Origin of the sequence: Phenylobacterium sp. (genome assembly GCF_965284355.1) — a bacterium.
Lineage (GTDB): Bacteria > Pseudomonadota > Alphaproteobacteria > Caulobacterales > Caulobacteraceae > Phenylobacterium.
Genome location: NZ_OZ260078.1, coordinates 3,587,717 through 3,604,690, shown reverse-complemented (window position 1 = coordinate 3,604,690; position 16,974 = coordinate 3,587,717). Strand labels below are relative to the sequence as shown.

Genomic DNA, 16,974 nt, shown 5'->3' with positions numbered 1-16,974 from the left:
GGGTCGGAGACTGCCTAGTCGTCGCCGCGTTCGATGATCAGGTCCCAGGCGGCGAAATCCAGGGCGTCTTCGGGATCGGCCAAGGCGTCCTCGCTGATTGTCTGGCCCCGGACGCTGATGCCGGCGCGGTGGACGCTTTCCGGATCGCCCGAGATCAGCGGGTGCCATTCGGCCAGGTCACGGCCCTCGTGCAGGCGGCGGTAGGCGCAGGACTTCGGCATCCACTCCAGCGCCTCGATGTTGTGCGGCGTGAGCTTGATGCAGTCGGGGACGTACTTGTGGCGTTCGGCATAGTTCGAGCACTGGCAGCGATCCGGGTCGAACAGCTTGCAGTGGACGCGCGTGGGAATGACCTCGTCTGTCGCCTCGTCCTCGAAGCGGACCAGGCAGCAGAGGCCGCAGCCGTCGCACAGGCTCTCCCACTCGGGGACCGTCATCTGCCCGAGGGTCTTTCGCCGCCAGAAGGGTTCGCCGGACATCGGGGGGATTTATGCGCTACGGACGTGTGACAGAAGCACGAACTTTCCGCCCAAGCTGTCCCTTCCCGTGAAGGGGCGGGAAAGGTTGGCGCTGCCCGTCACTTTCGCCTATCTCCCGGCCCCCATGAGAGCGCCGATCCTGGCCCTGAAGGGTGTCCGCCTGGCGGATGGCCCGCTGATGTTGTTCGACGGGGTCGACCTGGCCCTGGAGGCGCGGACGCGCGCCTGCCTGGTCGGGCGCAACGGCGCGGGCAAGTCGACGCTGCTGCGCATCCTGGCGGGCGAGATCGCCGCCGACGACGGCGAGCGGACGGTGAGCCCGGGGACCAGCATCAGCTACGTGCCGCAGGAGCCGCCGGTCACCGGGGCCACGGTGCTGGAGTACGCCACGTCGGGCGGGGCCGAGGCGCACCGGGCCGAGGCGGCGCTGCACGACTTCGGGCTGGATCCGGCCAAATCCACGCAGGGACTGTCGGGCGGGGAAACGCGGCGCGCCGCGCTGGCCAAGGCGTTCGCCGAGGATCCGGACGTGATCCTGCTGGACGAGCCCACCAACCACCTCGACATCCTGGCCATCGAGACGCTCGAGGCCGAGATCGCCGCCAGCCGCGCGGCCGCGCTCATCGTCAGCCACGACCGCGCCTTCCTGGAGCGGGTGACGGGCCGGTGCTTCTGGCTGGAACACCGCAAGGTGCGCCGCCTGGATCAGGGCTTTGGCAGCTTCGACGCCTGGGCCGAGAAGATCGAGGCGCAGGACGCCGAGGAGGCCCGTCGCCTGGCCGTCACCATCAAGCAGGAGATGCACTGGCTTGCCCGTGGCGTCACCGCCCGCCGCACCCGCAACGAGGGCCGCCTGCGCCGCCTGAACGCCATGCGCGAGGCCAAGGCCCAGTGGATGAAGGACCAGCGCGGCCAGTTGAACATGGGTCTCGCCAGCGCCGGCGCGTCTGGCCAGCGGGTCGCGGAGGTGAAGGGAATCGCCAAGGCGTTCGGCGAGCGCGTGGTGCTGAAGCCGTTCTCGACGCGGATCCTGCGCGGCGACCGGATCGCCATCGTAGGTCCCAACGGCGCGGGCAAGACCACGCTGGTGAAGCTGCTGCTGGGCGATCTGGCGCCCGATGCGGGCGAGGTGAAGCTGGGGACGAACCTGGAAGTCACGTACATCGACCAGAGCCGGGCCGAACTCGATCCCGAGATGACGCTGAAGGACGTGCTCACGCCCGGCGGCGGCGACCAGGTGATGGTCCGCGGCCGCCCGATGCACTACGCGGGCTACGCCAAGGACTTCCTGTTCAAGGAGAGCCAGTTCCGCCAGCCGGTCCGCACGCTCTCGGGCGGCGAGCGCAACCGCCTGCTGCTGGCCCGGGCCCTGGCAAATCCGGCCAACGTCATGGTGCTGGACGAGCCCACCAACGATCTCGACATGGACACCCTGGACCTGCTCGAGGACCTGCTGGCCGACTACGACGGCACCCTGATCCTGGTGAGCCACGACCGCGACTTCATCGACCGGCTGGCGACCTCGACCATCGGCCTGGACGGGACCGGCCGGGCGGTCGAGACGCCGGGCGGCTGGCAGGATTTCCTGAGCCAGAACCCGGGCTTCTTCGGCGCGCCGCAGGCCCTGGAGGTCGGCAAAGCAGCGCCCAAGCCCGCGCCGAAGCCGGCGGCGCCCAAGGCGGCCACCAAGCTCACCTTCAAGGACCAGCGGCGCCTGGCCGAGTTGGACGCGATGATCCAGGACCTGCCCGGCAAGATCGCCACGCTGGAGAAGGCGCTGGCCGATCCGAACCTCTACAGCCGCGACCCGGCGGCCTTCGACCGGTTCTCCCGCGCGCTGGAGGCGGCGCAGGGGCAACTGGCGTCGGCCGAGGAAGAATGGCTGGAGCTGGAAGAGCGCCGCGAGGCTCTCGAAGCCGGACGTTGAAGGCGTCACGGGCTTTCCTGTGGATGGAGCCATGCGACTGACATTGCAGCGAAAGTCGGTCGTCTTGCACCGGCCTTCAACCGCTGAGTCACAGGTTGCCGACAGGTCGATGACAGCCCGCCCGGCCGGCCCGCTTGCGCCAGAATAGGTTCGGGCGCACCGTCCTCTTGCCGACAGGACCTGCGGCGCGGCGGACGGAAAAACCGGCAACGGCGGACCCGGAAGCCAGCGGGCGGAGCGGCAGGCGCAAGGGGAAAGAACCGGGGCGACCCGGGCCTGGAACCGGAGGACTGGCGCCGACGATCAGGGAAAACCGCGGGGCGACCCGCACCGAACTGAACGGTTGGCCTGGAAGGCGCAGATCCCCCAACGGATCTGTATGAGAGGGCGACGCGCCGGGAAACCGGAGCGCCGCCCTCTTGCTATTGGGCGCTTGGAAGCGCCGCCGCTGCGCCCTACCCTCAGCGCCAAATCGAGGGGACGATATGAAGCTGTTGCGTAACCTGGTCCTGGCCGTGGCTGCCATGGTCGCGGCCTGCTCACCGCAAAAGGCGAGCGAGAGCGCGGCCCCCTCGGCCGATGCGCCGGTGACCATCCGCTTCGCCACCGACTGGAAGGCCCAGGCCGAACAAGGCGGGTTCTATCAGGCGCTGGCCTCGGGCGAGTATGCGAAGCGCGGTCTGAAGGTGGAGATCGTCCAGGGCGGGCCGGGCGTAAACGTGCCTCAGCTGCTGGCGTCGAACGCCGTCGAGCTGGGCATGGGCTCGAACAGCTTCATTGTCATGAACCTGGCCAACGAGGGCGTGCCGGTGAAGGCGGTCGCCGCCTTCATGCAGAAGGACCCCCAGGTGCTGATGGCGCACCCGGGCACGGCCAAGAGCCTCGCTGACCTGAAGGGCCGCCCGATCCTGCTGGCCGACGCCTCGGTCACCGCGTTCTGGGTGTGGCTGAAGGCCAAGTACGGGTTCACCGACGACCAGGTGCGCAAGTACACCTTCAACGCCGCGCCGTTCCTGGCCGACAAGCGCGCGGCCCAGCAGGGCTATCTGACCAGCGAGCCCTACACGATCGAGAAGCAGGCCGGCGTGAAGCCGCAGGTGTTCCTTCTGGCCGACGAGGGCTACCCCGGCTACGCCACCATGGTGCTGGCCACCGACCAGATGATCGCCAAGAACCCGGCGGCGGTGAAAGCCTTCGTCGAGGCCAGCGCCGCGGGCTGGCGCGACTATCTCAACGGCGATCCGACGGCGGCCGATGCGCTGATCCGCAAGGACAATCCCGAGATGACCCCCGACGTGCTGGCGCAGGCCCGCGAGAAGCTGAAGGCCTACAAGATCGTCGACGGCGACGAGGGCGCGGCCGTGGGCGCGATGACCGACGCACGCTGGAAGGCCTTCTACGACGTGGCCGCCGCCCAGGGCGTCTATCCCAAGACCCTGGACCCGAAGAAAGCCTACACGCTGGAGTTCCTGGCGAAGTGAGCGTCGCGCGGCGCTCAAGGTCCTCCCCCATCGCGATGGGGAGGGGGACCACGAAGTGGTGGAGGGGGCGTTGGGGCCGTGCGCGGCCGTCCGGCCGCGGCAGCGCCCCTCCACCACTTCGTGGTCCCCCTCCCCGCTTCGCAGGGGAGGAACTGATGACCGTCGCCGCGCTGGAGAACGTCGAAGTCGACTACGCGTCCGGGCGCGTCCTGGGGCCGGTGAGCCTGGGCGTGGAGGCGGGCGAGTGCGTGGCGCTGGTGGGGCCGTCGGGCTGCGGGAAGTCGACGGCGCTGCGGCTGCTGGCCGGGCTGGAGGCGCCGACGCGGGGCGCGGTGACGCGGGCGGCCGGACGTGGCGAGACGGCGGTGGTTTTCCAGGCGCCGACTCTGGCCCCCTGGCTGTCGGCGCGGGCGAATGTGGCGCTGCCGCTGGAGCTGTCAGGGGTGGCCAAGGGCGAGGCGCTGAACCGCGCGGATGCGGCGCTGGCGCGGGTGGGCCTGGCGGGGGCCGAGGCCAAGCGGCCGGCGCAGCTGTCGGGCGGCATGGCGATGCGGGTGTCGCTGGCGCGCGCGATGGTGACCGAGCCCCGGCTGCTGCTGCTGGACGAGCCGTTCGCGGCGCTGGACGAGATCACCCGCCGCACCCTGGCCGACGACGTGCTGAGCCTGTGGTCGGGCTCGAAGCCCGCCATCGTGTTCGTGACCCATAACGTCGAGGAGGCCGTCTACATGGCCTCGCGGGTGGTGGTGATGACCAAGGGCCCCGGGCGGATCGGGGCGGAATTCCCCGTGGCGGGGCCGATCCCGCGACCCGAACAGTTCCGCACCACCCCGGCTTTCCGCGCCACCGCCGAGGCGGTATCCGAGGCCCTGGCGCAGGGCGTCGCGGCGTGAGCCGGATCGCACCGCCCCTGATCCTGGTGATCCTGCTGCTGGCGGGATGGGAGATCGCCTGCCGGGCGATGCACGTGCCCGCCTACTTCCTGCCGGCGCCGTCGGCTGTGGCGGTGGCGTTGAAGGACAACTTCCCGGTCCTGCTGAAGGCGTCGGCGACAACGCTTTCGACCGCCGTGATCGCCCTGGTGGTGGCCAGCGTGATCGCCCAGGCGGTGGCGATCGCCACCGCGCTGAGCCCGCTCATCGACCGGGCGATCCGGCCGCTGGCGTCTGTGGTCCAGGTCACACCGGTCGTGGCGATCGCGCCCCTGCTGCTGATCTGGGCGGGGCTGGACCATCCGGAGCGGGCGCTGGTGGCGCTGGCGGTGCTGGTGGCGTTCTTCCCGATCTTCTCGGGCGCGGCGGCGGGCCTGCGCTCGGCCGACCCCGACCTGGAGCGGCTGTTCGCGCTCTATGGCGCCGGGCGCTGGCAGACGGTGCTGAGGCTGCGGCTGCCCTCGGCCGTCCCCTTCCTGCTGGAGGGCCACAAGGTGGGCGCGGGCCTGGCGCTGATCGGCGCGGTGGTGGCCGAGTTCGGGGCGGGCTCGGGCAAGGTCCAGGGGCTGGCCTGGCAGATGCTGGACGCCGGCAACAAGCTGCAGACGGCGCGGATGATCGCCGCCCTGGTGGTGCTGGGCGCGATGGGCGTTGCGCTGCACGCGCTGCTGGAGGCCGCCGAGCGCGTGGGCCTGAAGTGGTGGCGGGGACGGTAGCTACTTCGCCGCCTGCTCTACAGGCTTCAGGTCGAACCGCACCGGCACGCGGACCTTGCCGCCGACCGTGGGCATGCCTTCGGCGCTCATCAGGGCCACCTGGAACTTGGGGGCCAGCGCCAGGATCGCCGGGCCGAAGCCCGCGCCTGCCGGCTCCTCGCGGTCGACGCTGCAGCCGCTGAGCGACCCGCCCGCCTGCACGTCGCAGACCAGGGTGACGCGGGCGTTGTTGGGCCCGCCCTCGGTCTTGGGGGCCGCGGCCTGCAGGTCTGCGACAGTGGGCAGCGACGTCCACACCGGGGTCTTCACCGAAAATGCGTCGCCCCTGGCGAGGTCGGCCGAGAAGGTGATCGGGATCCGGGTCTCGGCGCCCTTGGCGACGCCGGTCGCGCGCAGCTTGCTCTCGACCAACTTGCGCGCCGCAGCGCCGAAGCCCAGCCCGCGGGGCGTCTCCCCCAGGATCGCGCAGTCGTCGAAACTGCCGTCCCGGGCAGCGGTGCACACGAGTTCCACGGCGCCGCCCACGCCCTGGGCCTTGGCCTTCTCAGGGTAGACAGCCGCCATCTCGGCTGCGGTCGGCGCGGCGGTGAAGGTCTGGGCGACGGCGGGCGCAGCGCAGAGGGCGGCGGCGGCCGAAAGCGCAAGCAGACGTAACATGAGGGCCTCCTTTGCGTCAGGATGCCCGCGGTTCCGGCGGGTTGCAAAGCGGCCTGCGACAAACGGTCGAGGGCGGCCTCGCGGGTCTCAGGCGTCGTGGGTGCTGAGGCGTTCGACGGCGTCGTAGGCGAGGACCGATAGCGAGCGCAGGCCGTGGTCGGCGAAGACGTCGAGGGCGACGTCCAGGGCCATCAGGGCCTTGGCGCGTTCGCCGGTCTCCTTGCCGGTCATGGTGATGCGGGCCTCGTACAGGCGGGCCAGATGCAGCTGGGCCAGGGCCCAGCCGACCGGGTCGCGCCCCGGCGACAGGTTGGCCAGCTCCATCTTCATAGCGGCCTCGGCCACGTCGAGCACGGCGCAGTCGCCGGTGATCTCGGCCTGGCGGGCGAGGCAGACGGCGCGCGAGCCGGCGGCCTGGCCGCGCAGCGGCAGGGTCGGCGTCTCCTTGAGCACCGCCGAGGCGCGGTCATAGCAGCTGACGGCATGCTCGAAGGCGCGGGCGTCGCTGGAGGCTTCGCCCAGCGCCTGCAGCGCCTGGGCCAGGGCCACCTGGGTGCGGGCCCAGTCGAGCGGGCTGTGGTCGCGGGTCAGGTTGTCGAGGGCCAGCGCCAGGGCGCCGGCGCCGGCGGCCAGGGCGTCGACGTCGCCGACGCTCTCGCCGCGCAGGGCCAGGGCCTGGCCGTGGAGGATTTTGGCGCGCACCCAGGTGAGCGGCTCGTAGGCGTTGTCGAGGCGCTCGCCGGCGGCCTGCGCCTCGGCGGCGGCCATATCCAGGAGGTCGCCGTCCTTCAGGCGGGCGCCCCAGCCGCACAGCAGGTCGGCGCGGATCAGGCGGGCCTCGGCGGCCAGCGCCCGGGCGGCGGTGACGCGCTTGGCGATGGCGTCGAGCGCAGAGATCGGCGCATTGAAGCGGTCGAAGAAGGCGCGGGCCTCGTCGGCGTCGGCGCTGTCGAGGACCCGGCGGCCCTCGATGGCCAGCAGGCCCACGTCGGCGAGCGGCGCGGCCAGGCCGCCGCGGACGCTGACCCGGGCGTCCTTGAAGGCGACCTCGGCGGCAGCGTTCAGGCCCGGGTCGCCAAAGATCTCGGCGCCCAGCAGCGCGCAGTAGGCCTGTTCGCAGCGGGCGCGGGCCCAGCCGTCCTTGCGATGGGCGCCTTCGAAGCCGGCGGCGGCGGTTTCGGCGCCGGCGGCGGCCTTGCGCAGAGCCACAGCGTCGCCGGTGCGGCGAGCCACTTCGCGCCAGACGATGGCGGCTTCCAGCCGGCGGCGCGGCTTGTCCTTGGCGCTGATGCGCCCGGCGGCGACGTCGGCCGCCTTGGCTTCCTGGGCGAGCAGTTGACTGTCCAGCAGTTCGAGCAGCGAGGAGTCGCCCCCCGTCAGTCCGTCGACAGGCTTGCCCCTGTCGGCTGCGAAGAAGCGTCGAAGTTCACGGCCCAACTCGAACATGACCCGCTCCGGCCTCACGGACGTCCCACCTTGGAACGCCCCACACAGGCTTTGCCGAAACACAGCAAACCCGGAGCCGCGCGTCTTAACAACCCCTTAATTCCGTCAGTATGGTTAACAACGAGGGTGGGAACCCCCAGTAATACAAAGATTTGATCGCCGCTTTTGTTAACCCTTGGCCGCTTCGCCATGGACGGACGCAGCCTTTGCGCCGCGATTGGCGCGTCAGCGCCGCTAGGATTGAACCACGGAAGACACAGAAAACACGGAAGGCAGGTCCAGGCGCGGAGCTCCTTCGGTGTCCTTCCGTGTTTTCCGTGGTTCCAGGTCGCAGCGCCTGGGGCGCCCTCAGGCGTTGGCGGTGACTTTCGTCTGACCCACGCGGCCGGTCGCTTGGCGGCGGGCGCGGACGGCGGCGGCGAGGTTGTCGAGGACGTCGACCGAGGTCTCCCAGTCGATGCAGGCGTCGGTGATCGACTGGCCGTAGGTCAGCGGGCGGCCCGCGATCAGGTCCTGGCGGCCGGCGACGAGGTGGCTTTCGATCATCACGCCCATGATCCGCTCCTGGCCGGCGGCCAGCTGGGCGCAGAGGTCACCCACCACCTTGGGCTGGTTCTCGTGGTTCTTGGACGAGTTGGCGTGGCTGGCGTCGACCATCACCCGCTCGCGCAGGCCCGCCCTCGCCAGCTCGGCCCCGGCCGAGGCGATGCTGGCGCCGTCGTAGTTGGGATGCTTGCCGCCGCGCAGCACCACATGGCAGTCGCCGTTGCCGGCCGTCGCGGCGATGGCGGCCCGGCCCTCGCGGGTCACGGCCAGGAAATGGTGCGGATTGCCCGCCGCCAGCACGGCGTCGACCGCGATCTTCACGTCGCCGTTCGTGCCGTTCTTGAACCCGACGGCGCAGGACAGGCCCGACGCCATCTCGCGGTGGATCTGGCTCTCGGTGGTGCGCGCGCCGATACAGCCCCACGCGACCAGGTCGGCGATGTACTGCGGGGTCGTCACGTCCAGGAACTCGCAGGCCGCCGGCAGGCCAAGAGCGTTGACGTCGATCAGCAGGCGGCGCGCGAGCCGCAGGCCGTCGTTGATGCGGAAGCCGCCGTCGAGGCCGGGATCGTTGATGAGGCCCTTCCATCCCACTGTGGTCCGCGGCTTCTCGAAGTAGACGCGCATCAGGATCTCGAGGTCTCCCAGGTGGCGGCGACGCTGCTCGGCCAGGCGGCGCGCATACTCGAGCGCGGCGGTCGGGTCGTGGATCGAGCAGGGGCCGATCACCACCACCAGCCGGTCATCCTGGCCCTCCAGGATGCGGTGGATGGCGCCGCGGGACTCGCCCACCACCTCGGAGATCATCGAGGTGGTCGGCGCCTCGCCGATCACCTGGGACGGCGGGCTGAGCGCCTCGAGGCGCTGGATACGGGTGTCGGCGGTCGGTCTGGGCTGCACGGCTGGTCTCCTGAAGGTGGGAGGGCGGCGGCCATGAAAAAAGCCGCCAGGGCCCTGGCGGCTTGGGAAGGGGTCTGGTCCTGAGTGGGGTCAGGCCAAGCGATCCTCCGCCGGCGCCAGGGGCGTCGGTTCGCTAAAATACCAAAAGTAGGTCGTGGCGACGGAGGTCATCGGGCGACGTTGTAGTCGCGGCGGTCGGTCTTGTCACCCCTCGCCTGCCCGCTCGGAAGGGTCCCCCGAGCTCGCATCCAGGCTTCGGCCGCCCGCGGCGACGGTATCCACCGCGTCGCCGCTGTTGGTCCGGGCCCGGCGGACGCACGCATCCGCGCAACGAGAGCTCGGGGAGGTTCAACGCCCACGCGCCCCCTCGCCGCGGTCTTGCCGGAGACCGCTGATATAGGGACGGGGTGCGGGCCAGTTGTCGGGCCGCCCTCACCCACGAGGCGTTGAACCGACGCACAGTAGAGCGCCCGGCGGCGGCGCCCGACAGGGTTGCGAACCGATCTGAATCCGAGCCAATGACGATCATCACCAACTTGGGCGCCTGAACGGCTCGGCGAGCCTAGCTGAAAATGAGCGCCTGCGCGGCGGCGGTCAGGATCCGCCACTGGCCGGGCTCGAGGTCGGCCGGCAGCGGCAGGGCGCCGATGCGGTCGCGGTGCAGGCCGGTCACGTGGTTGCCCACGGCGGCGAACATGCGGCGGACCTGATGGTAGCGGCCCTCGGTGATGGTGAGATGGGCGCGGTGGCTGTCGATGGGCTCCAGGATCGCCGGGGCCAGCGGGGAGGTCTCGCTCTCCAGCATCAGGGTCCCGGAGGCGAACGCTTGGGCCTCGTGGCCCTCCAGCGGACGATCCAGGGTGGCCAGGTAGCGCTTGGCCACATGGCTCTTCGGCGAGATCACCCGGTGCAGGAACGGGCCGTCGTCGGTGATCAGCAGGAGCCCGGTGGTGTCCTTGTCGAGGCGTCCGATGGTGGACAGGCCGGGCATCCGCGCCTGCCAGCGGCGGGGCAGGAGTTCGTAGACGCTGCGCCCGATCTCCTTGTGCGAACACACCACGTCCGCAGGCTTGTGCATCAGGACGGTCAGCGGCGCGGGCGGGTCGACGGGCTTGTCGACCACGGTCATACGGCTGGGCAGATCGGGCGTGATCGGCACCTTCGCGCCGGGGTCCTTCACGGCCACGCCGTCGAAGACGACCTGCTTGTGCTGAACCAGCTGGGCGATCTCGCGCCGCGAGCCGTAGCCCAGGTTGGCGAGCAGGCGGTCGACGCGGGCCATCGGGACCTTGGCCGTCATTTGCGCGCCTCCACCACCTTGTAGCCCCCGGCGTCGGAGCGCACCTCGACGCGGGCGAAGGCCTCGCCCAGCGGCTTCTCGTAGGGCAGGTGGCGGTTGGCGACCAGCCAGCAGGTCCCGCCCTTGCGCAGCAGCTTCGCCGCGGCGCGGACGAAGGCGACGCCCAGGTCGCGGTCCTCATGGCCGCCGTCGTGGAAGGGCGGGTTCATGACCACGAAGTCGAGGTCGCCGGACGTCTCGTCCAGCCGGCGCACATCGGCCTGGACGACCGTGACGCGCGGGTCGTCGAGATTGTGCGCGGCGCATTCGGTGGCGCGACGATCCAGGTCGATACAGGCGAGTGAAGTGACCGCCGGCGAGGCCAGGATGCGCGTGGCCAGCACGCCAACGCCGCAGCCGAGATCGGCGCCCTTGCCTGAGAGCGGCGGCAGGGCCGCGATGAGCTTGGCGCTGCCGGGATCGATGCGGTCCCAGCTGAACACGCCGGGCTGCGACCACAGGCCCAGGGCCGGGACGACGCGCGGGGCGCCCGCGGCGATAGCCTCGGCGAGGCGTGCGGGCCGGGCGGGCCGCTCGACGTAGCAGAAGCGGTGATGGCGGCGCGCGTCCTCGCCCACCTGACAGCCGAACGCCTCCAGCACCTTCTTCAGCCGCGAGCCGCCCTTGTCCTTGGGCGCGAAGGCGGTGAGGCGGCCGCCGGGCTTCAGCGCCCGCAGCGCCTGGGCCAGGACGTAGTCGCGCTCCAGCGTGCCGCCGGGGGCGAGGATGAAGGCCTCGTCGACGGCGCCGTCCGGGAGCGTGGCGAGATCGGCCGAGCCTGGGACCAGCGGCGAGACCTGCTGGGCGCCGGCCGGAATGTCGATCAGGCCGGGCGCAGGGACGCCGTAGAGAAGGGTTCCTGTCATCGCACCTCCGCTCTTCCGCTCATCCCGGCGAATACCGGGACCCAGATCTCAAGGCGCTGCAACCGATGGGAACAGCGCCGAGCCTGTAGAACCCACATCTGAGCCATTCCATCCGGGTCCCGGCATTCGCCGGGATGAGCGGGATTGAAGAGGTTGATCAGGCCCGTTCCTTCGAGCGCTCGAAGCGGACCTTCGGATAGCGGTCGACCGCGTAGCCCACGTCCCAGGCGCTCTTGGCCAGGAAGACCGGCTGGTCGTCGATGTCGGTCCCCATGGCCGAGCGGTGCTTGCTCATGAAGTCCTCGAGGTCGGCGGGTTCCCCCAGGATCCAGCGGGCCTCGCCGAACGGGCTGGGCTCGAAGATCACGTCCAGCTGGTATTCCTCCCTGAGGCGATCCGCCATCACCTCGAACTGTAGCTGCCCCACCGCGCCCACGATGAAGTCGGCGCCCAGCGACGGGCGGAACAGCTGGGTGACACCCTCTTCCGCCAGGCTCTCCAGCGCCTTCTTCAGGTGCTTGGCCTTGAGCGGATCCTTCACGCGGACCCGCTGGAGGATTTCCGGGGCGAAGTTGGGCAGGCCGGCGAAGCGCAGGGTCCCGCTTTCCGACAGGCTGTCGCCCACGCGCAGGACGCCGTGGTTGGGGATGCCGATCACGTCGCCCGCGTAGGCGTCCTCGGCCAGCTCGCGGTCCGAGGCGAAGAACATCATCGGCGCGTTCACGCTGAGCTGCTTGCCGGTGTTCTGGACCTTCAGCTTCATGCCGCGGCTGAACTTGCCCGAGCACAGCTTGAGGAAGGCGATCCGGTCACGGTGGTTGGGGTCCATGTTCGCCTGGACCTTGAAGACGAAGCCCGTCACCTCGCGGTCGCCGGGCGCCACGTGGGTGTCCACGCCCCCCTTGCGGGCCGCGACCGACTTGGGCGGCGGAGCATAAGCGCCCAGGCCCTCCAGCAGCTGGTCGACGCCGAAGTGGCGCAGCGCCGAGCCGAAGAACACCGGGGTCATGTGGCCCTCCAGGAAGGCCTGCGGGTCGAAGGCCTTGAGGCCGCCCATGGCCAGCTCGGCGTTCTCGGCCAGCTCTTCCTGCTCGTCGGGGTCGAGGTAGCTGACGATGGCGTTGCCCTTGAAGGGGATCGCGCCGGGGTGACCCTCGTCCTCCTCCTTGGCGCCGCCGGTCTTCTTGGCGAACGGCAGGAAGCGGTCGCGGCGCAGGTCCAGCATGCCCTTGAAACGGCCGCCCGAGCCGGCGGGCCAGTACAGCGGCGACGGATCGAGCTGCAGCTTGGACGACACCTCGTCCAACAGCTCGAACGGGTCCTGGGCCTCGCGGTCCATCTTGTTGATGAAGGTGACGATCGGGATGTCGCGCATCCGGCAGACTTCGAACAGCTTCAGCGTCTGCGGCTCGATGCCCTTGGCGGCGTCCAGCACCATGACCGCGGCGTCGGCGGCCGTCAGCGTCCGATAGGTGTCTTCCGAGAAGTCCTCGTGGCCGGGCGTGTCCAGCAGATTGAACATCAGCCCGTCGTGGTCGAACGTCATCACCGAGGCCGAGACGCTGATCCCGCGTTCCCGCTCGATCTTCATCCAGTCCGAGCGGGTGCGGCGGTTCTCGCCGCGGGCGCGCACGGCGCCGGCCGCCCGGATGGCCCCGCCGGCCAGCAGCAGGTTTTCCGTCAGCGTGGTCTTGCCGGCGTCGGGGTGGGAGATGATCGCGAAGGTGCGCCGGCGGGCTGCCTCGGCGGCGGGAGAAATGCTCATGGCGGGCGCCTATCACGCGGGGGGCCTGCGCGGAAGCGTGGGCGAGGTCGCGGAGGGCTAGGCGGCGCGCTCCAGCGCGGCTTCCAGCTCGGCGATGGCGGCGCAGACGGCGCCGTCGTCGTCGCCGAAGATGCCGTCCCAGACCATCTTCAGGAAGGGACCGGGCTGGCCGGTGCGGTCCTGGTCGTGTTGGGCCTTCCAGGCCTGCAGGCGGGCCAGGACGTCGCGCATGGCCGCGGGGTCGGCGGCGGCCCCGCGATGCTCGCGCCACCATTGCAGATCGCCGGCCAGATCTGTCGCCGCCACAGGAAGCCTCCGTCGCCTGATCGCACTGTGGCGGGCGCCGCGCCAGGTTTCCAGTGCTGTCGGTTGGTCCCGGGAGGATACCCCCTCTTGAACGACGGCGACGGCGATCCACATCAATCGCCGCCGCGCCGCCGCGGCGCTTTCGAGGAAGGAAACTGCTGGAGATACGACCGTGCGACTGGCAACCACGGAACATCTGCTTCAGGGCCAGGGGCTGCGCGCCGCCCTTGCCCGCGGGGTCCGCCCCGCTGTCGGATTCACGATTCCAGACGATGTCGTCAAAGACCCGCACCTGCCGCTGACCCAGAAGCGCGAGATCCTCTCGTCCTGGGCTTCGGACGCCTCGGCCGTACAGGACGAACCCACGCTTCGCTGGCTGCTCGGAACGCCTGAACCGGTTCCGTTTACAGACGTTCGAGACGCCCTGTTGCGCCTCGAGCGCCGAACCGGAGAGGTGTCATGAAGGCGGTGGAATTCCGGGTGCTGCCCGTCGACGGCGGCTGGATGGTGGAAGGCCCCGATGGTCTGGCGCCGCTGGTGGTGCGCTCGGGCGGCCGCGCCGAAGCCAAGGCGGAAGCCCTGGCGAAGGCGATGACCGCCACGGGCGTCGATGTCCGTGTCGCCGTCTTCGATCAGGCCAGGCAGCCTGTCGGCACGAAATGGTTCTGGGCCCAGGAGCGGACGTCCCGCGAGCTGGCGGCCGCCTAGGCTTCGGTTACGCCGACCGCGACGTCGCCAGCGTGAAACAGGGGCCGTGGGGGTGCTCGAGATTGGTCTCCAGCACCTCGACCCTCTCGTGGCCGAAGGCGCGGAAGGCGGCCACGATGTCGTCGGCCTTCAGGTAGCGCTGCGCCTCGGCCAGGCCGCCCCAGAAGCGGCCGTGGCTGCGGTCGCCGTAGTGCTTCTGGAAGTGCTCGGCCGTGACGCCCTCGTGTTCGTCCATCGCACCCACGAAGCCTTCGCTGCGGTCGGGGTCGTAGTAGTGGGTCCAGAGGTAGGCGCGCGGCGCGGCGCGGCAGATCAGGGCGATCAGCTCCAGCGGCCGGACCATGTGGTAGAGCACGCCCGAGGCGAAGACCATGTCCCAGGCGTCGCCGTCCTGGCCCTGCAGGTGCTTGGTGAAGTTGCCCAGCAGGAACCGCGAGCGCATGCCCGTGAGCTCCTTGGCCACAAGGCATTTCAGGTAGGCCTCGGCGTTGCCCTCGATGGCCGTCACCTCGGCGCCCAGACCCTCCAGCTGGAAGGTGTGGCCGCCCTCGAGCGGACCCAGTTCCAGGATGCGATAGCCGTCGAGCCGACCTTGCGCGTCGCCCAGGGTCGCGGCCGCCTGCCGAGGTCGGTGGTCGACCGTGAAGTGGGGCACGTCGCCGGCCCGCACCGGCGGGTCCAGGTCGGGGAAGCTGGACGCCCAGCGCCCGGCGAAGATGTCGATGGCGGCCTGCGGCGTCGGCGGCTCATCGACGAACTTGCGGATCGACAGGGTGGTCAGGTCGGGATCGACCGCCGGGGCGGCGGCCGGAGCGCTGGGTTTCGAGAACAGGCGGCGAAGCATCCCGCCGCTATAGCCTGAAACGCGCGATCCGGCCCCGTCGCGGTTATTCTCCGGCCTTGGCCGCCTCGGCCGCCTTGTTCAGGTCGGGCGCGTTGGGCGAGCGCATGGCCACACCGGCCTGCATGCCCTCCTGCAGCGCCTTGGCCGCGCCCTCGTGCGACATGATCTTGGCCAGCACGGCCTGGCCGGCGCGCTCGAAGCTGTCGCGGTGCTCGACCACGTACTGGCGCGAGGTGCGGTAGCCCTCGAGCAGGCCCTGGATCTCGGGGATCACATAGCGGGCCACCAGCTCCCAGCTGCGGTTGGTGGCTTCGCGGTTGGCCCAGTCGTGGACGAAGCCCAGCACCGTGCCGAAGCCGCCGGCCGAGGCGTGCAGCTTGCGGATCGCGGCCACCAGGTCGTCGGGCGTGCCGATCACCGCGGCGGCGCCGTCGGCGAAGGCGGTCTGCTCGACGGCCTCCTCAGGCGTCTTGAAGGCCGCCGCGCCCGGCCGCATCAGCGTGCCGACCGTGTATTCGTTGTGCCAGTGCATCAGGCCCTTGGCCGACTCGGCGATGGCCTGCTCGCGGGTCTCGGCGATGTGCCAGGTCATCAGCACGCGCCAGTCCTTGCGGTCGACCTTCTGGTTGTGCTTGGCGGCGGCCTGCTCGGCGAAGCTCCACTGGGTCGGCAGCGCGGCGAGGCCCGCATCCGAGTTCGAGCCGATCGAGAGCACGCCGATGCCGTACTTGCCGGCCAGGGTCATGCCCGAGGGGCTGATCGACGAGGCCGTGACCATCGGCAGTTCCTCCTGCAGCGGGAACAGCTGCAGGCGGGCGTCCTTCAGGGTGAACCAGTCGCTCTCATGGGTGACCCGCTCGCCGGCGAACAGGCGCTTCAGCACGCCGATCGCCTCGTCCTGGCGGTCGCGCTGGGTCATGGGGTCGATGCCCAGCATGTAGGCGTCGGACGGCAGCGCGCCGGGGCCGGTGCCGAAGATCACCCGGCCGCCGCTCATGTGGTCCAGCTGGACCATCCGCTGGGCGACATTGAAGGGGTGATGGTAGGGCAGCGAGACCACGCCGGTGCCCAGCTTGATGCGCGCCGTGTGCTGGGCGACGCCGGCCAGGAACATCTCGGGCGAGGCGATCATCTCCCAGCCCGTCGAGTGGTGCTCGCCCACCCAGAACTCGTCGTAGCCCAGGTCGTCCAGCAGCGTGGCGAACCGGATGTCGTTCTTGAACTGGAGCATCGGATGCTCGCCGATGGGGTGGTGCGGGGCGAGAAACGCGCCGAACTTCATGCGAGCCATCTGGTCCTCCCAAGTCTTTTCAAACGAATGTTTAGGTGATCGGCCATCACCTGACCAGCCTGTCGCCAGGGCAGGCCTACTCTCAGCAGTGCTGGTCCAGGGCTGACACGGCCTCCTGCGGCGTGGCTCCGACCGCGATCCAGGCCGGCGGGTCAATCCAGAAGTCTGCGGCTTCTACGTCGCTGGCCGAGGGGCCGTGACTCAGGACCCAATTGGCGCGCATCTCTCCTTCGAACGGTTGATCCGCGATCGACACGGCGAACCAACGGCCCCCGCTGTAGACCCCGCCATACCTGTCGGCGAACACAGCCACAGGATGGTGCCGCATCAAGAGTTCCCCAGCCAGATCCGCGAACGCCGCCATAGCTTGAGTTTGGAACGGCAAAGGCGCCGTCCGCAACGGTCGAAGGCAGCCGCGCGGCGAGCGCCCTACCCCTTCTCCACCGGCTCCACCAGGAAGTGGCGGCCGTCGCGGTCTTCGATCTCCACCACCCAGACGTCGGGGTCGATGCGGACGGCGCGTTCGATGTAGCGGTCGAGGTCGGCCTCGTCGCGGGAGGCGGCGGGCTCCATCCAGACGCGGTCGCCGTCGCCGCGGGTGGCTTCTGAGAGCAGACGCGCGCTGCCGTCGGTGCGGTTCAGCACCTTGACCAGCACGGCGCCGGCGCGCGGATCGCCCTTGCGCGCCACCACCGCAAAGCCGCCGCCGATCTCGACGCGGCGGATGAGGGCGCCGACCCAAATGTCCGTGGAAAGCAGCATATCGCCCCG

18 protein-coding genes are annotated in these 16,974 nt (G+C 70.3%); 6 read left to right on the top strand and 12 right to left on the bottom strand.

The genetic code is table 11. From position 1 onward, the window contains the following. Window positions 1-14: 14 nt before the first annotated feature. Window positions 15-479 carry a YcgN family cysteine cluster protein gene (locus tag ACQ66R_RS17805; RefSeq protein WP_430424040.1) on the bottom strand — a complete coding sequence of 155 codons (465 nt, stop codon included), beginning with the start codon at window positions 477-479 and terminating at the stop codon, window positions 15-17. A gap of 124 nt (window positions 480-603) precedes the next feature. Here ACQ66R_RS17805 and ACQ66R_RS17800 point away from each other — a divergent pair, with 124 nt between their 5' ends. The 4 genes from ACQ66R_RS17800 (at window position 604) to ACQ66R_RS17785 (ending at window position 5,535) form a co-directional block, all read left to right on the top strand. Next, window positions 604-2,406: an ABC-F family ATP-binding cassette domain-containing protein gene (locus ACQ66R_RS17800; RefSeq protein WP_430426343.1), complete on the top strand. Its 1,803-nt coding sequence runs from the start codon at window positions 604-606 to the stop codon at window positions 2,404-2,406. A 485-nt stretch (window positions 2,407-2,891) separates the two neighbouring features. Next, window positions 2,892-3,887 carry an ABC transporter substrate-binding protein gene (locus ACQ66R_RS17795; RefSeq protein WP_430424038.1) on the top strand — a complete coding sequence of 332 codons (996 nt, stop codon included), beginning with the start codon at window positions 2,892-2,894 and terminating at the stop codon, window positions 3,885-3,887. A 155-nt stretch (window positions 3,888-4,042) separates the two neighbouring features. Continuing rightward, entirely contained in the window at window positions 4,043-4,780 is a 738-nt protein-coding gene (locus ACQ66R_RS17790) for an ABC transporter ATP-binding protein (RefSeq protein WP_430424036.1), read from the top strand. Next, window positions 4,777-5,535: an ABC transporter permease gene (locus ACQ66R_RS17785; RefSeq protein ID WP_430424034.1), complete on the top strand. Its 759-nt coding sequence runs from the start codon at window positions 4,777-4,779 to the stop codon at window positions 5,533-5,535. Before ACQ66R_RS17790 ends, ACQ66R_RS17785 begins: the two co-directional genes overlap by 4 nt. Here ACQ66R_RS17785 and ACQ66R_RS17780 read toward each other — a convergent pair whose 3' ends face one another. From ACQ66R_RS17780 to ACQ66R_RS17750, 7 genes are all read right to left on the bottom strand, one after another. Then, window positions 5,536-6,192 (bottom strand): energy transducer TonB, encoded by a 657-nt coding sequence (locus tag ACQ66R_RS17780; protein WP_430424032.1) that lies wholly within the window; start codon window positions 6,190-6,192, stop codon window positions 5,536-5,538. It abuts the gene before it with no gap. Between the two features lie 87 nt (window positions 6,193-6,279). After that, window positions 6,280-7,638: a hypothetical protein gene (locus ACQ66R_RS17775; protein ID WP_430424030.1), complete on the bottom strand. Its 1,359-nt coding sequence runs from the start codon at window positions 7,636-7,638 to the stop codon at window positions 6,280-6,282. 348 nt (window positions 7,639-7,986) lie between these two features. Then, complete coding sequence (locus ACQ66R_RS17770) at window positions 7,987-9,084, bottom strand: 3-deoxy-7-phosphoheptulonate synthase (protein ID WP_430424028.1); 1,098 nt, start codon at window positions 9,082-9,084, stop codon at window positions 7,987-7,989. A 562-nt stretch (window positions 9,085-9,646) separates the two neighbouring features. Further along, on the bottom strand, window positions 9,647-10,384 hold the full coding sequence (locus ACQ66R_RS17765) for a pseudouridine synthase (RefSeq protein ID WP_430424026.1): 738 nt from the start codon (window positions 10,382-10,384) through the stop codon (window positions 9,647-9,649). Then, the gene (locus tag ACQ66R_RS17760; RefSeq protein ID WP_430424024.1) at window positions 10,381-11,289 is read right to left on the bottom strand and encodes a class I SAM-dependent methyltransferase; all 909 of its coding nucleotides are present in this window, start codon (window positions 11,287-11,289) and stop codon (window positions 10,381-10,383) included. Before ACQ66R_RS17760 ends, ACQ66R_RS17765 begins: the two co-directional genes overlap by 4 nt. 157 nt (window positions 11,290-11,446) lie before the next feature. Then, window positions 11,447-13,054, bottom strand: coding sequence for a peptide chain release factor 3 (locus ACQ66R_RS17755; RefSeq protein WP_430424022.1), 1,608 nt, complete (start codon window positions 13,052-13,054; stop codon window positions 11,447-11,449). 57 nt (window positions 13,055-13,111) lie between these two features. Continuing rightward, the gene (locus tag ACQ66R_RS17750) at window positions 13,112-13,360 is read right to left on the bottom strand and encodes a hypothetical protein (RefSeq protein ID WP_430424020.1); all 249 of its coding nucleotides are present in this window, start codon (window positions 13,358-13,360) and stop codon (window positions 13,112-13,114) included. Window positions 13,361-13,532: 172 nt separating this feature from the next. Here ACQ66R_RS17750 and ACQ66R_RS17745 point away from each other — a divergent pair, with 172 nt between their 5' ends. Next, window positions 13,533-13,823: a hypothetical protein gene (locus ACQ66R_RS17745; RefSeq protein WP_430424018.1), complete on the top strand. Its 291-nt coding sequence runs from the start codon at window positions 13,533-13,535 to the stop codon at window positions 13,821-13,823. Further along, window positions 13,820-14,068: a hypothetical protein gene (locus ACQ66R_RS17740; protein WP_430424016.1), complete on the top strand. Its 249-nt coding sequence runs from the start codon at window positions 13,820-13,822 to the stop codon at window positions 14,066-14,068. The genes ACQ66R_RS17745 and ACQ66R_RS17740 overlap by 4 nt, the downstream gene beginning before the upstream one ends. A 7-nt stretch (window positions 14,069-14,075) precedes the next feature. Here the strand turns inward: ACQ66R_RS17740 and ACQ66R_RS17735 are convergent, their stop codons facing one another. From ACQ66R_RS17735 to ACQ66R_RS17720, 4 genes are all read right to left on the bottom strand, one after another. Then, window positions 14,076-14,912 (bottom strand): class I SAM-dependent methyltransferase, encoded by an 837-nt coding sequence (locus ACQ66R_RS17735; protein WP_430424014.1) that lies wholly within the window; start codon window positions 14,910-14,912, stop codon window positions 14,076-14,078. A gap of 43 nt (window positions 14,913-14,955) precedes the next feature. Then, window positions 14,956-16,203 carry an LLM class flavin-dependent oxidoreductase gene (locus ACQ66R_RS17730; protein ID WP_430424012.1) on the bottom strand — a complete coding sequence of 416 codons (1,248 nt, stop codon included), beginning with the start codon at window positions 16,201-16,203 and terminating at the stop codon, window positions 14,956-14,958. Window positions 16,204-16,285: 82 nt separating this feature from the next. After that, window positions 16,286-16,531 carry a hypothetical protein gene (locus ACQ66R_RS17725; protein ID WP_430424011.1) on the bottom strand — a complete coding sequence of 82 codons (246 nt, stop codon included), beginning with the start codon at window positions 16,529-16,531 and terminating at the stop codon, window positions 16,286-16,288. A gap of 101 nt (window positions 16,532-16,632) precedes the next feature. Then, window positions 16,633-16,965, bottom strand: a complete 333-nt coding sequence (locus tag ACQ66R_RS17720; protein WP_430424010.1) for a DUF1491 family protein — start codon at window positions 16,963-16,965, stop codon at window positions 16,633-16,635. Window positions 16,966-16,974: the final 9 nt, after the last annotated feature.